Below are 12,795 nucleotides of genomic sequence, written 5' to 3' on the forward strand. Positions count from 1 at the left end.
AGATGGGTCCGGTTTCATACGTAATTGCCATCCTGGGCTGCGCCGACGGCGGCGCCGCCTGCCAGCAGGTTGCGGTTGCGCCCGCGCGCTACGAAAGCGCCGCGTCGTGCGAAGCCGCCACCGGCAATGTGCTCGCCGACAGCACCGACTTCGATTTCCCGACGCTCGTCGCCAAGTGCCGCACCGCCAAGAGCCCGGCCGCCGTCCAGCGCTCGGCGCCGCCGCGCAGCGCTGCCGTCAAGCAAGGCTGAGCTGGCCGATGGCCGACGTGATCGATCCGCCGACCCGCGAGGAGTCGCGGCTTCCGGGCAACGAGCATGAGCTCGATCCCAAGCCCGAATGGCAGCCGCGCTATCCGGGTTCCGGGCGGCTCAAGGGCAAGGTCGCGATCGTCACCGGCGGCGACAGCGGGATTGGGCGCGCGGTCGCCGTGCTGTTCGCCCGCGAAGGCGCCGACGTCGCCATCCTCTACCTGAACGAGCATGAGGATGCCGCCGACACCCGCAAGTTCGTCGAGGCCGAGGGCCGCCGAGCGATCTGCATCCCCGGCGACCTCGGCGACCGCGACTTCTGCTTCAAGGCCGTGCAGCAGGTGGTCGACAGCTTCGGCAAGCTCGACATCCTGATCAACAATGCCGGGGAGCAGCACCCCGACGAGAAGATCGAGGACATCACCGAGGAGCAGCTGCGCCGGACCTTCCAGAGCAACATCTATTCGATGTTCTTCATGGTCCAGGCCGCCATGCCGCACCTGAAGCAGGGCGCCGCGATCGTGAACTGCACGTCGGAGACGATGTACAAGGGCGCGCCGATCCTGCTCGATTATTCGGCCACCAAGGGCGCGATCACCGCCTTCACCCGCAGCCTCGCCAAGAATCTGGTCGAGCAGGGCATCCGGGTGAACGGCGTCGCGCCGGGCCCGATCTGGACCCCGCTCAACCCGTTCGGCGGCCAGCCGCCCGAGAAGATGCCGGAATTCGGCAAGGACACCCCAATGGGACGGCCCGGCCAGCCCAACGAAGTCGCGCCAAGCTTCCTGTTCCTCGCCTGCGACGACGCCAGCTACATGACCGGCCAGGTGCTCCATCCGGATGGCGGCAACACCACCCAGAGCTGAGGCTCACTGATAGGCGACCTGAATGTCGATTGTGCCGGTGTAGAGGCCGTCGGCCATTGTCGAGGTAAGGCCGAGCGTCCCCCCGACCTCGAACAGCTTTCCGGGGTTTCCGCTGTTGTCGATCGTCACGCTGGCGGGATAGGTCAGGGTCAGCGCCAGCGTCGCTCCGGCGCCGTTGGTGATGGTCACCGTCGGGGTCGGCGAACTGATCAGCGCCACTTGGTTGTTGCTTCCCGTCAGCCGGAATTGCGCGGTGGTGAACACTCCCGAACAGGTCAGTCCGGTGCCGCTGCCGCAAGTCCGTCCGGTCGGCGTGATCGCCACGTTCTGGGTGCCGGTGAAGGTGCCGACCAGCACGGTCCCGAACTGCAGGTTGCGCAGCGCCGTCAACTGCAACGGCTTCATCACGTTGACGCTGGCGGTCGCCTTGGGCCCGGTCGTCCCCACGCTCTGCGCAGCCGCCGGGGTTGAAACAAGCGCCAGGATGAAGGCGGCGAGGAGATGGGCGGGGCGGATCACAGGTAATCGACCGTGATGGGAACGTCGCCGCGATACTCGCCCTCGGCATCGCCGCTGACGAACAGCTCGCCGCCGAACCGCACGCGCAGACGGCCGTCGCCGTCGAGGCGCGGGATGAGCGGCAGGTCGCTGCTGATGCGGGTGATCGCCAGCGCGCCACCGGCGAAGCCGAACAGGTCGATGCGGGTGGGAAGGTCGACTCGGATCTGCCGGCCGGGCTCGCCGCGGATCACCACCTCGCCGATCATCGCCCGTCCGGTCAGCGCGGCAAGCGCGCCGCTGGTCGCCCGCGACCCGTCGGCGCCAAGCCGTGCGATGCCGCCGGCAGGCCCGGTCAGGATCACCCGGTCGAAGTCGAGGCTGGTCTGGACCTCGAGCGCCATCGGCAGGGCCTGAGGAGCCGAGGCGATCAGTCCTCCGCCGCTGGCGTCGCACAGCCGGCACGGCGCTGCCGGCTCGGCCGCGGCGGGTGCCGAAGCGAGCAGGCAGGCGAACAGGAAGGCCGAGGTCCAGCGCATCGCACCGCAATAGAACCGAAATGGTGTAAGCTTGGTAAAAGCGCCGCTAACCATTGTCGCGGCACCCCGAATGCCCACATTCCCCTCAAAGGAGTGAGCCTGCATGACCGACCGGACGACCACTTCCGAACTGCCCCACGACGACCGCGAGTGGCTGGAGAAGCTCGGACCCGAACGCTTTCAGATTCTGCGCAAGCACGGCACCGAGGCCCCATGGAGCGGCGAACTGCTCAGCAACAAGGCGGCGGGCGAATATGTCTGCGGCGGCTGCGGTGCGCCGTTGTTCGAGAGTGACACCAAATATGACAGTGGCAGCGGCTGGCCGAGCTTCACCGCGCCGGTCGACGAAGGCGCGGTATCCAACATCGAGGACAACAGCCTCGGCATGCGCCGGGTTGAGGTCCGCTGTGCCAAATGCGCGGGGCACCTTGGCCATGTCTTCCCCGATGGGCCTGGCCCAGAGGGCCTGCGCTATTGCATCAATTCGGCCAGCCTCGACTTCAAGCCCGAGGAATGAAGACGAGGCGCGGCGCCGGTGCGAAAGCCTGGCGCCGTCAGCCAAGTCTTGCCGCCCCACCCGTTAGACTCTAACCCCTTGGCTTCATGGCCAGGCAGCCCGTCCGTTCTCGTTCCGCATCGGTTGCCGCCGCCCCGTCGCTGGGTGTTGGAGGCTGGCTGGTGAGGCTGATGAAATGGGGCCTAGTCGCCGCACTACTCGGCCTCGTCGCGCTGGGTGTCGCGGTGGCGGTCGCCTACACCCAATTGCCGTCCTACCAGAGCCTGTCGAACCGCGACGACCTGGGCCAGAACATCCGGGTCCGCTCCGCCGACGGCAAGCTGCTGGTTCAGCTCGGCCCCAATCTGGGCCAGTGGATTCCCTATGCGCGGATTCCGGGAAACATGCGCGCTGCGATGATCGCGGTCGAGGACAAGCGCTTCCGCAGCCACCCGGGGGTTGATCCGATCGGCATGGCGCGCTCGATCAAGGTCCGCCTCGAGACCGGTCGATTCAGCCAGGGTGGCTCAACCATCACCCAGCAGCTCGCGCGAAATATCTTCCTGTCCAACGCTCGGACCTTTGGCCGCAAGGCGCGAGAAGGCGTGCTGGCGCTCGCGCTGGAAGCCAAGTTCTCGAAGAACCAGATCCTCGAGCTGTATCTCAATCGGGTCTACTTCGGCGGTGGGGCCTACGGCATCGATGCCGCCAGCCGCACCTTCTTCGGCCATTCGGCGAGCCGCCTGAGCCTCGGCGAGGCGACGATCATCGCCGGACTGGTCAAGGCGCCGAGCAACTACAGCCCGACTGCCGACGTCGAGGCGGCGCAGGGTCGAGCCAGCGTGGTGCTCGATTCGATGGTCCGCAACGGCTTCGTCACCGCCGACGTTGCGGCCAGCGTCGACCCCGCGCAGATCGTTGTCCAGCCGAGCACCAAGCAGAACAGCGTGCGCTACTTCACCGACTGGGCGCTGCCCCAGCTCGACACGCTGATCGATGAAACCAGCGAGCCGATCGAGGTGTGGACCACGCTCGACACCACCATGCAGGGCGCGGCCGACCGGGCGATCAATGCCAACACTCCGCAGGGTGCGCAGGGCGCGCTGGTCGCGCTCGACCGCGACGGGGCGGTCCGGGCGCTGGTCGGCGGCCGCGATTATGTGTCCAGCATCTACAATCGCGCGACCCAGGCCCAGCGCCAGCCGGGCTCCGCCTTCAAGCTGTTCGTCTACCTCGCCGCGCTCGAATCGGGGATGAAGCCGACCACCACCGTTGTCGACGAGCCGATCGAGATCGAAGGCTGGCGTCCGCGCAACTCGACTCGCACTCACCTCGGCGCGGTCAGCCTGCGCGAAGCGTTTGCTCGCTCGATCAACACCATAAGCGCCAAGATCGGGGCCGAGCTCGGATTCGGCACCATCGCCGACATGGCGCGGCGGTTCGGGATCACCTCGTCGCTGTCGACCTATCCCTCGATGGTGCTCGGCACTTCCGACGTGCGGTTGATCGACATGACCCGCGCCTATGCCGCGGTCGCGGCGCGCGGCGTGTCGGTCAGTCCTTATGCGATCACGCGGGTGACCAGCGCCGACGGACGGCTGCTGTATCGCCACAGCCAGTCCGAGGAACGCACCCTGGTCGCGCCCTGGGTTGCCGCGGGCATGACCGACCTCTTGCAGACCGCAGTGATGAGCGGAACCGGTCGCGCCGCACAGATCGGCCGCCCGGTCGCCGGCAAGACAGGCACCACCCAGTCCAACCGCGACGGCTGGTTCATCGGGTTTTCGAGTGGGATCACCACCGGGGTGTGGATGGGACGCGACGATTCCAAGGCCATTTCGGGTCTGCAGGGCGGCACTGCCCCGGCCCGCGCCTTCCGTGACTTCATGGTCCGCGCGGTCGCCCATCGTCCGGTCGAGCAGTTTCAGACCGAAGTGCCGATGCCAGACTGGCAGCTCGAGCCAGGCGAGGAGAATTACTTCGGCAACGAGGAAATGCCACTCGAGCAGCTGGTCGACGAGAATGGCAATCCGATCGCCGCTCCGGTCGAGGACCCGCTCGCGCCCGAGCCGATCACCGAGCAGCCGGTGACGCAGCCGATCCAGCCCGGCGAGCCGACCGAAGGGGACCGCATCTTCGGGCAGCCTCCGCCCGACCGCCGCGCGCCTACCCCCGCGCCGGCGCCGACCCCGCCGCCAGTGCCGCGCGGGGAACGTCCGCCCCTAGCCCCGGCCGACGGCTCGCAGGGACGGACTGAGACGACGCAATTCTGAACGGGCGGCCGCGACCGGTCCACCGAATAACCGCTCCTCCGCCGCCTTGAACGCTGGCGAATGATCCATGTGCAGACGGTGCGCCACCTCGTGCGTGACGACAAAGCGCAGCACCTCGGGCGGAGCGAGGATCAGCCGCCAGCTGAAGCGAATCGCACCGGACGACGAGCAGCTACCCCAGCGGCTGACCGGGTCACCGACGCTGACCGAGCGGACCGTCACCCCCGCCTGCGCCGCGACCGCAGCGGTGGTGTGGCTCAACCGCTCGCGCGCCAGGGTGCGCAGCCAGCGCTCGACCGCGCCGGGCAGGCTCTCGGCGGGACCGCCGACCAGCAGCGATTCGCCTTCCAGCCTGACGCCGCGGCGAGTGCCGGGTTGATGGACGATGCGCCGCTCCACGCCCTCGACCGGGATGATCGCGCCGTCATTGAACGGGAGACCGGCCGGAGCTGCCGCCAGCTGCCGGTCGATCCACGGCCGTTGTCCCGCCACCCAGTCGAGCGCGGACTTGGCCGACTGCCGCCACGGCATGGTCAGCTTCAGGACGCCCGCTTCGTGATCGACCCGTAGTCGCAGCCGCCGCGAGCGCCGCAGCCGCATCATCCTCACCGGCAGCGGTAGGCGTGGATCCTCAGAGGTCACGGTCGACGAGGTGGAACTCGAGCTCGTTCGCATCGACCTCGCTGATCGTCCATCCGCGGGTAGACATACCTGCCCCGTGCACGCTCTCGCGGCTGCCGCTTTCGAGATAATGCCAGTCGGGCAGCGGTTCGCCGAACGCCCGCAGCCGATAGGCGCAGGTGCCGGGCAGCCATTCGAGCTCCTCCAGCCGGTCCTTCGATAGCTGAACGCAGTCGGTCACCCATTTCTTGCGATTGAGGTAATCGGTGCAGCGCCCGTTCTTGCGATCGAGCAGCTTGCAGGCGACATTGGTCGGGTACAGCTCGCCGGTGTCGGCATCTTCCAGCTTGTGCAGGCAACAGCGGCCACAGCCGTCGCACAATGCTTCCCACTGCCCCGCATCGAGCGCAGCGAGAGGCTTGTCCCACCAGCGGGCAGTTTCGGGCGTGGGCTTGTTCATTGGCGACGCAGACTTGGTCTGCTAAGCGCCCGCATTCAAGCATTTACCTTCAGAAACGCGGGTGGGAAAAGCAATGAGCAAGCGGCGCGCAGCGATCGGAGCCCTGCTGTTGGCGTGTCTGGCGATGCCGGTTTCGGCGCAGACGACGCAGAGCCCGGGCTACAGCTTCCTCCAGGCTGTGCGCGAGCGCGACGGGAACAAGGCCACCGAATTGGTGCAGCAGCCAGGGTCGACCGTGCTCAACTATCGCGACGACCGCGGTGAGAGCGCGCTGCACATCGTCACCGGGCAACGCGACCTGACCTGGCTGCGGTTCCTGACCGGGCAGGGCGCGGACGTGAACATCGTCAACCGCAATGGAGACACCCCGCTGCTTGCGGCAGCGCGGATCGGGTTCGCGGAAGGCGCGGACTTCCTGATCTCGCGCGGCGCGCAGGTCGACCGGCCCAACCGCCGCGGCGAGACCCCGCTGATCATCGCCGTCCAGCAGCGCAACATCGCGCTCGTCAAACTACTCGCCGAGCGCGGGGCCAATCCCGACCGGACCGATAATGCGACCGGGCGCAGCGCGCGAGACTATGCCAGGATGGACAGCCGCGGGCCCGAAATGCTGCGGGTGATGGACATGGCCAAGGCGGCCAAGAAGCCCGAGATAATCGCCGGTCCCAAACTGTAAAAGGTCTGGGCCTAGCTGCCCCACCCCAGGGTGGGATCGATCTGGGCACTGAGGCGGCGGGCGGCGCGGCGGGCGAAGCGCAGGATTTCGGCCTTGCGCCGCGCCGGCGCCAGCGGCCGTTCGGGAGCATCGCGCACCACCGCCGCATCGTAGCGGTCGGCGACGATCACCCCGGCGGTCGCCGGAAGGAAGCGATCCTCGTCGAGCAGCCCGGCCAGGGCCGGCGGCACCGCCCAGAAGAACTGGTCGCAATAATCGAGATAGTCGGTCCACTTGGCGTCGCCGGTGAGGTCGGCCTTGCTGACCTTGATCTCGACGATGGTCAGCTTGCCCTTGGGATCGATCCCCATCAGGTCGGCGCGGCGCCCGTTGGGCAGCGGCACTTCGCAGATGGCGAACAGGTCACGGCGGCAGAACAACCGCGTCACGCCCCGGGCGACTTCGATCGCGACCGGGGCGAGATCCTGGAAACATGAATCGGGAAGAACGGAATCGGGCGCGGTGGACACGCCCGATTCTTAGAACAGGACAGGAACGAAGGCTAGCGTCGCTGCGGCATCGCGCCGCAGTTCAACGGCTTAGCGATAGAAGACGTGATTACCGACCGACGCGACCCGCGTCAGGCGCCAGCCCGGGCTGACCCGGCGGGCGTGGAAGAACAGCGCCTTGCCGACGTTGCTGGCATGAAGGTCGGCTGCAACGATGCGGGCGACCGCCACGGCATTCTTCCACTGCAGGCTGCTCTTGTTGACCGCGGGCCAGCGGCCGCCACGGACGAAGCTGAACTGACCGCGCTGGGTCAGCACACCGCAATAGCTGGACGGGAAGCGACCGCGGCTTTCGGCGCGGTTGGCGATGACCTGGCCGACGGCCAACTGACCGGCGAGCGGCTCGCTCTTGCTTTCGAAATAGACGCCAGCGGCGAGGCACTCGAGCTCGCGGCTGCCGGCATCGCTGCGACGAAGCTTGGCAACGGTTTCGCTGAGGCTGGCGCCGCGGGCGATCGCCACCGGCTCTTCCTGCTCGACGGCCAGAACGGCGGGCTCTTCGCTATTGCTAACCACGGCGGGAGCGAGCGGATCGTTAGCAATAGGAGTGGTGACAAGCGGTTCGTTCATCGTCTGGGCTACCGCTGCGACGGCCCGGTCGGTGGCTGCCGCAGGAAGAACCTGGGCGGGAGCTACGGAGGAGGCGCCAAGTGCGGCGGCAGCAAGCGAAAGGACGAAACGACGAACCACTGAGTACCCAACTTTGTGCGGTGGATAGCCGTCCGCGCGTTAGGTCGGGCCAAATTGGCCGCGTCACGTCGCCTGGGCTGATCCCCCGTCTCGCGCGGCTTGCCAGGCGGATCGAACCAGCCCGGCGAGCACCCCGCTCAAGAACTGTTCCTCGGTTCGTCGCATTCGCCGCGACATGCAAGGCACTCAGGTCATGTCAGCGATGAATCGTTCCGCCGACGGGACGTCCAGTTCAATCATCCACAGATCGGGGTCGCGATCACTGGCCTTCGCAAGCGAAGCTCGCAGCGAGTCCGAATCGGCGATTAACTGCAATTCCCAGCCATAATCGCCGCTGCGTTGAAGCAGTCGCTGGAGGAGAAACCGGCTTTCCCCGCGCTCGGCGACGACGATCATCAGGCTGCCGCGCTCACCATCGCCGCGGCGCAGGACGGTTCCGAATCCACCCAGATGGCGGGCTTGGGCGAGCAGGGCGGCGGCTTCTATCCCGGCGGCAAGTCGCGGCTCACTCATCCTGAGACGTAGCCCGCCAGCCCGGCCAGCGCGATGTGCGAACGGAGGAAGGTGCCGGTGCCGCGGGCGCATTCCTCGCCGCTCGAATCCACGATCCGCGCTTCGGCCACGAACACGCGCCGCCTGCCCGAGATCCAGCGCCCTTCGGCCATCGCCGGGCCTTCGCGCAGCGGTTTGGTGAAGTGGAGGTTGAAGGCGGTGGTCAGCAGGAAGCGGTCGCTGACCAAGCTGTTGGCGGCGTAGAAGGCCGCGTCATCGAGCATCTTGAAGTAGAGTGTGCCGTGCGCCGCGCCGGCAGCATGGAAGCTCGACGGCTCGACCGTGAAGTCGATCTGCGACCGCCCGGCGTCGCCCAGCGTCAGCGCCGAGCGGAACAGCAGGTTGATCGGCGCGGATGCGTAAAGCTGCTCGAGCGCACGATAATGCGCGTCGGCGCCGCTTGGCGGGCTCGGCGCTGCCTCAGGCGGCAAAGGGTTCATCGACCCCCATGAGCACGGCCGTCAGGGCATCGCCCGACCGCGCGCCACGCAATTTCTCCAGAGTCGGGGCGTGTCGCACCACCCGGCTGATCGCCGCCAGCGCCTTCAGATGTTCGGCCCCGGCATCGGGCAGCGACAGCAGCAGGAAGACGAGGTCGACCGGCGCGCCGTCGATCGCCTTGTAGTCGATCGGTTCGGCAAGATGCGCGACCAGCCCGTAGATGCGGCGCAGACCGGCGACCTTGCCGTGCGGTATCGCCACCCCGTTGCCAAAGCCGGTGGTCCCGATCTTTTCCCGTTCGAGCAGCGCGGCGACCAGTTCGGCGACGTCCAGTTGCAGCCGCTGACCGGCGATCTGGCCGAGCGCCTGGAACAAAGCGCGCTTGTTAGCCACCGCCAGCGACGGGCGATTGGAATCGAGGTCGAGGAAAGTCGTAAGCTGCATGTCGAAGAGAAACTCTGATGCCCCCGCCGGAAAAACTGAGCGGGCAGATGCCTCAACGCGCGTCGGCGGTCTAGCGCTCCCGCGGTTCGACCCAGCCGATCCCGCCGTCGTCCCGGCGATACACCATGTTGTACGCGCCGGTGACGCTGTTCTTGAACATCAGCGCATTGGTGTTGCGCAGGTCGAGCATCATCACCGCGTCCGACACGCTGCTGGTCGGGATGTCGACCCGGGTTTCGGCGATCACCGGCGGATGTTCGGCGACCGGCTCCTCTTCGGTCGGGGGCGGTGCGAAGATGGTGTAGGAGGCCGAGTCGTCATAGCCCGGGCCGCCCATGCCCTCGGCGCCCTTGCGATCGCGCAGCCGCGACTTGTAGCGCTTCAGCTGGCGCTCGATCTTGTCGGCGGCGCCCTCGAAGGCAAGCTGCGCCGACATCGCCCGGCCGTTGGCCTTGAGCACCACGCCGTTCACCACCGGCGCCACGATGTCGCAGGTGAAGCCGTGATCGTGCGGGCCCTTGCCGAAGGTCACGTTGGCGGCGGTAGCGCGGGAGAAATAGCGGTCGGTCAGTCCCTGGAGACGATCGGTGACATGGGTCTGGAGCGCGGCTCCGGTCTCGACCTGATGCCCTGAGACCCTGATGTCCATTCGTCTTCTCCCTTGTCGTTGACTCTCAGGCGGTGCCGACGGCGGCCCAGAGCGGCTCCTTCATCTTGGCGATGAACTGGGCATGGGCCGCAAGCTCTTCAAGCGAGGCGGCGTGAGTTCGGACGGGACGTATCGGACGCTGGGCACGGGCCAGCGTGGCGGCCGCCTCGTTGACCTGGTCCTCCCGGCGGGCTTCGGCGAGCAGCGACAGGCCGATCTGGCGGCCTCCGGTCAATTCGACATAGACCTGCGCCAGCAGCTGCGCATCGAGCAGCGCGCCATGCTTGACCCGTGCGGTGCGGTCGACCCCGAAGCGGCTGCACAGCGCATCGAGGCTGTGCTTGGCACCGGGATGCTTCGAACGCGCCAGCACCAGGGTGCAGATCATCCGGCTGAGGCAGACAGGATCGCGCCCGCAATGCTGCAGCTCGTGATTGAGGAAGCCGAAGTCGAAGCCGGCATTGTGCGCGATCAGTGGGGCATCGCCAATGAACTCGAGCAGCTCCTCGCACTTGGCGCCAAACAGGGGCTTGTCGGACAGGAAGATGCCGCTGAGCCCGTGCACCGCCTCGGCCTCGCTCGGCATCGAGCGCTCCGGGTTGAAATAGGCATGGTATTCCCGGCCGGTCGGGCAGCGGTTGATCAGCTCGACGCAGCCGATCTCGACCATCCGGTCGCCGCTGGCCGGATTGACCCCGGTGGTTTCGGTATCAAACACGATCTCGCGCATGAAGACGCTATGCGCCGTCGCCTAGTCCCAGTCCAGCGAGGATCGCACCCACTTGGCGGTCGGTTTCGGCAAGGCTGATCGAGGTGTCGATCACATGGTCGGCACGGGCGCGCTTTTCGGCGTCGGGCATCTGACGGGCGAGGATGTGGTCGAGCTTTTCCGCGGTCATCCCGGGCCTGGCGAGCACGCGCTGGCGCTGCAACTCGGCTGGCGCGGTGACCACGATCACCCGGTCGAACACGGCGCCGCCGCCAGTCTCAAACAGCAGGGGAATGTCGAACAGCAGGGCGGGCGCAGCGCCGTTCTCGACGATGAAGCGGGTCCGTTCGTGATGCACGGCGGGGTGGACGATCGCCTCCAGCGCCGCCAGTTCGTCCGGCTTGCCGAGCACGGCGGCGGCGAGCGCCTCCCGATCGACGGCACCATCGCGGGTGGACCCCGGAAAGCGCGCCTCGATCGCCGGCACCAGCCTGCCGCCGTGCCCCTGCAGGCGCCGCACCGTCGCGTCGGCATCGAACACCGGAATGCCCCGCGCCGCGAACATCTGCGCGACGGTCGACTTGCCCATGCCGATGGAGCCGGTGAGGGCGATGGTCTTCATGCGGTGAGCAACTCCCGAAGCTCGGCATCATGTTCGCGCGGGGCTGGCTCGCAGAACAAGAGTTCGAACGCGGCGGCGGCCTGCGCGACGAGCATGATCAGGCCGTCGAGGGCGACAAGGCCACAATCCCGCGCCTGTCGAATGAGATCGGTCTCGACCGGGTCATAGACCATGTCGAACACGATTGATCCCGGCGCCATTTCGCTCAGGTCGACAACCAGAGGAGGTTGGCCACGCATGCCGAGCGGAGAGGCATTGACCAGCAGCGAAGGGTGATCCCCCGCTTTCCCTGCCCGTGACAGGTCGCTGATCGGCGCGGAAAGATGTTCGGCATCCACGGGGTCAAAGCGCCGCCTAAAGGCAATCGCACTGTCGTAGGTCCGTCCGTAAGAGACTAGCGTGCTCGGAGCGGGGCCTTGCAGAAGCGCGACGGTAGCGGCGGCGGCAGCACCACCCGTCCCGATCACGCTTGCGGTGAAGAAGTCTTCGCCCTTAAGCCACGCCTGCAAGGGCTCGCGCACCCCCAGCAGGTCCGTATTATGCCCTCGCAGGCGGGCATCCTCCCCCACACGAGTGATTGTGTTCGTGGCGCCGACTGACCTGACCTCGGGCGACACCTCAGCAAGGTGCGCAAGCGCCTCGACCTTGAGCGGCATGGTGACATTGCAGCCGGCCCACAATGGATCGGCTCGCCGTCGCTCAAGATAGGCAGGCAGCTGGTCGGCGCTCACGCGAGTCGTGCCATAATCGTAGGTAAGCCCCAGCTTGCCGAGCCAGAAGCGATGGATCAGCGGCGACTTGCTGTGGCTGACCGGATCGCCGATCACCTCCGCATAAGGCACCCCTGCCGTCATGACGCCAGAACGCCCCGCTGCCGCAGCGCGACCAGCAGCGGCAGCAGGGGCAGGCCGAGGATGGTGAAGTGATCGCCATCGATACTCTCGAACAATTGCACGCCTGGCCCTTCGAGCCGGAACACGCCGACGCAATAGCTGACCTCGGGCCAATCCGCCTCGAGATAGCTATCGATGAACTCCTCGCTCAGCGGCCGGACCTTCAGCCGGGCGCGCGCGGCGTGGCTCCAGACGTTCTCACCGCGCTCGACCAGCACCGCCGCGCTCGTCAGCTCCATCACCTTGCCCGAAAAGAAGCGCAGGTGCTCGGCCGCGGTCTCCCGCCCGGCCGGCTTGTCGAAGCGGCGACCCTCGATGCTGACCAAGCTGTCGCTTCCGATCACCAAGGCATCTGGCCGTCGCGTCGACACCGCCATCGCCTTGGCCTCGCCCAGCGCCACCGTTAGCGCCGCATCGTCGCCCGCGAAGCCGGTCTTGAGCGCCGCCTCGTCGACGCCCGGCGCTTCGGCGGCATAGGCGACCCCAGCATTGGCCAGCAGGGTGCCGCGGATCGGCGAGGTCGAGGCCAGGATCAGGGTCACGCCACCAGTTCCATGTTCGTTCCTG

At 67.2% G+C, this 12,795-nt stretch carries 19 protein-coding genes; 5 read left to right on the top strand and 14 right to left on the bottom strand.

The genetic code is table 11. From position 1 onward, the window contains the following. Nucleotides 1-2: 2 nt before the first annotated feature. Nucleotides 3-251, top strand: a complete 249-nt coding sequence (locus M1K48_RS10000; protein WP_249454897.1) for a hypothetical protein — start codon at nucleotides 3-5, stop codon at nucleotides 249-251. A gap of 8 nt (nucleotides 252-259) precedes the next feature. Beyond that, on the top strand, nucleotides 260-1,117 hold the full coding sequence (locus tag M1K48_RS10005; protein WP_249454899.1) for an SDR family oxidoreductase: 858 nt from the start codon (nucleotides 260-262) through the stop codon (nucleotides 1,115-1,117). A 3-nt stretch (nucleotides 1,118-1,120) separates the two neighbouring features. Here the strand turns inward: M1K48_RS10005 and M1K48_RS10010 are convergent, their stop codons facing one another. Together M1K48_RS10010 and M1K48_RS10015 are read right to left on the bottom strand one after the other, a co-directional pair. After that, nucleotides 1,121-1,636, bottom strand: coding sequence for a DUF4402 domain-containing protein (locus M1K48_RS10010; protein ID WP_249454901.1), 516 nt, complete (start codon nucleotides 1,634-1,636; stop codon nucleotides 1,121-1,123). Next, nucleotides 1,633-2,154: a DUF4402 domain-containing protein gene (locus tag M1K48_RS10015; RefSeq protein ID WP_249454902.1), complete on the bottom strand. Its 522-nt coding sequence runs from the start codon at nucleotides 2,152-2,154 to the stop codon at nucleotides 1,633-1,635. Before M1K48_RS10015 ends, M1K48_RS10010 begins: the two co-directional genes overlap by 4 nt. A 103-nt stretch (nucleotides 2,155-2,257) precedes the next feature. Between M1K48_RS10015 and msrB the strand changes: the two genes are divergently transcribed. Together msrB and M1K48_RS10025 are read left to right on the top strand one after the other, a co-directional pair. Continuing rightward, the gene (gene msrB, locus M1K48_RS10020; protein WP_249454904.1) at nucleotides 2,258-2,671 is read left to right on the top strand and encodes a peptide-methionine (R)-S-oxide reductase MsrB; all 414 of its coding nucleotides are present in this window, start codon (nucleotides 2,258-2,260) and stop codon (nucleotides 2,669-2,671) included. A gap of 170 nt (nucleotides 2,672-2,841) precedes the next feature. Beyond that, a complete protein-coding gene (locus M1K48_RS10025; protein WP_249505228.1) occupies nucleotides 2,842-4,923 on the top strand; it encodes a transglycosylase domain-containing protein in 2,082 nt (693 codons plus the stop codon). Here M1K48_RS10025 and M1K48_RS10030 read toward each other — a convergent pair. Together M1K48_RS10030 and M1K48_RS10035 are read right to left on the bottom strand one after the other, a co-directional pair. Beyond that, nucleotides 4,873-5,526, bottom strand: a complete 654-nt coding sequence (locus M1K48_RS10030; RefSeq protein WP_249454906.1) for a M48 family metallopeptidase — start codon at nucleotides 5,524-5,526, stop codon at nucleotides 4,873-4,875. The two genes, M1K48_RS10025 and M1K48_RS10030, sit on opposite strands and share 51 nt — an antisense overlap. Before the next feature lie 28 nt (nucleotides 5,527-5,554). Continuing rightward, a complete protein-coding gene (locus M1K48_RS10035; protein ID WP_249454907.1) occupies nucleotides 5,555-6,004 on the bottom strand; it encodes a YcgN family cysteine cluster protein in 450 nt (149 codons plus the stop codon). Nucleotides 6,005-6,077: 73 nt separating this feature from the next. Between M1K48_RS10035 and M1K48_RS10040 the strand changes: the two genes are divergently transcribed. Next, entirely contained in the window at nucleotides 6,078-6,680 is a 603-nt protein-coding gene (locus M1K48_RS10040) for an ankyrin repeat domain-containing protein (RefSeq protein ID WP_249454911.1), read from the top strand. 11 nt (nucleotides 6,681-6,691) lie between these two features. Here M1K48_RS10040 and M1K48_RS10045 read toward each other — a convergent pair whose 3' ends face one another. The 10 genes from M1K48_RS10045 to M1K48_RS10090 form a co-directional block, all read right to left on the bottom strand. Beyond that, nucleotides 6,692-7,189, bottom strand: coding sequence for an MmcB family DNA repair protein (locus tag M1K48_RS10045; RefSeq protein ID WP_249454913.1), 498 nt, complete (start codon nucleotides 7,187-7,189; stop codon nucleotides 6,692-6,694). A 69-nt stretch (nucleotides 7,190-7,258) separates the two neighbouring features. After that, nucleotides 7,259-7,798, bottom strand: a complete 540-nt coding sequence (locus M1K48_RS10050) for a cell wall hydrolase (RefSeq protein WP_249454915.1) — start codon at nucleotides 7,796-7,798, stop codon at nucleotides 7,259-7,261. 306 nt (nucleotides 7,799-8,104) lie between these two features. After that, nucleotides 8,105-8,431 carry a DUF1491 family protein gene (locus M1K48_RS10055; protein WP_249454916.1) on the bottom strand — a complete coding sequence of 109 codons (327 nt, stop codon included), beginning with the start codon at nucleotides 8,429-8,431 and terminating at the stop codon, nucleotides 8,105-8,107. Next, nucleotides 8,428-8,910, bottom strand: coding sequence for a PaaI family thioesterase (locus tag M1K48_RS10060; RefSeq protein WP_249454918.1), 483 nt, complete (start codon nucleotides 8,908-8,910; stop codon nucleotides 8,428-8,430). Before M1K48_RS10060 ends, M1K48_RS10055 begins: the two co-directional genes overlap by 4 nt. After that, entirely contained in the window at nucleotides 8,891-9,355 is a 465-nt protein-coding gene (locus M1K48_RS10065) for a PTS sugar transporter subunit IIA (protein WP_249454920.1), read from the bottom strand. Before M1K48_RS10065 ends, M1K48_RS10060 begins: the two co-directional genes overlap by 20 nt. A gap of 70 nt (nucleotides 9,356-9,425) precedes the next feature. After that, nucleotides 9,426-10,004: a ribosome hibernation-promoting factor, HPF/YfiA family gene (gene hpf, locus M1K48_RS10070; protein WP_249454921.1), complete on the bottom strand. Its 579-nt coding sequence runs from the start codon at nucleotides 10,002-10,004 to the stop codon at nucleotides 9,426-9,428. A 25-nt stretch (nucleotides 10,005-10,029) separates the two neighbouring features. Next, on the bottom strand, nucleotides 10,030-10,734 hold the full coding sequence (gene dnaQ / locus M1K48_RS10075; protein WP_249454922.1) for a DNA polymerase III subunit epsilon: 705 nt from the start codon (nucleotides 10,732-10,734) through the stop codon (nucleotides 10,030-10,032). 7 nt (nucleotides 10,735-10,741) lie between these two features. Further along, nucleotides 10,742-11,335, bottom strand: a complete 594-nt coding sequence (gene coaE / locus M1K48_RS10080; RefSeq protein WP_249454924.1) for a dephospho-CoA kinase — start codon at nucleotides 11,333-11,335, stop codon at nucleotides 10,742-10,744. Next, entirely contained in the window at nucleotides 11,332-12,162 is an 831-nt protein-coding gene (locus tag M1K48_RS10085) for a shikimate dehydrogenase family protein (protein WP_249454926.1), read from the bottom strand. Before M1K48_RS10085 ends, coaE begins: the two co-directional genes overlap by 4 nt. Before the next feature lie 23 nt (nucleotides 12,163-12,185). Then, nucleotides 12,186-12,770, bottom strand: coding sequence for a Maf family nucleotide pyrophosphatase (locus tag M1K48_RS10090; protein WP_249454928.1), 585 nt, complete (start codon nucleotides 12,768-12,770; stop codon nucleotides 12,186-12,188). Nucleotides 12,771-12,795: the final 25 nt, after the last annotated feature.

This window comes from Sphingomonas glaciei, assembly GCF_023380025.1.
GTDB lineage: Bacteria > Pseudomonadota > Alphaproteobacteria > Sphingomonadales > Sphingomonadaceae > Sphingomicrobium > Sphingomicrobium glaciei.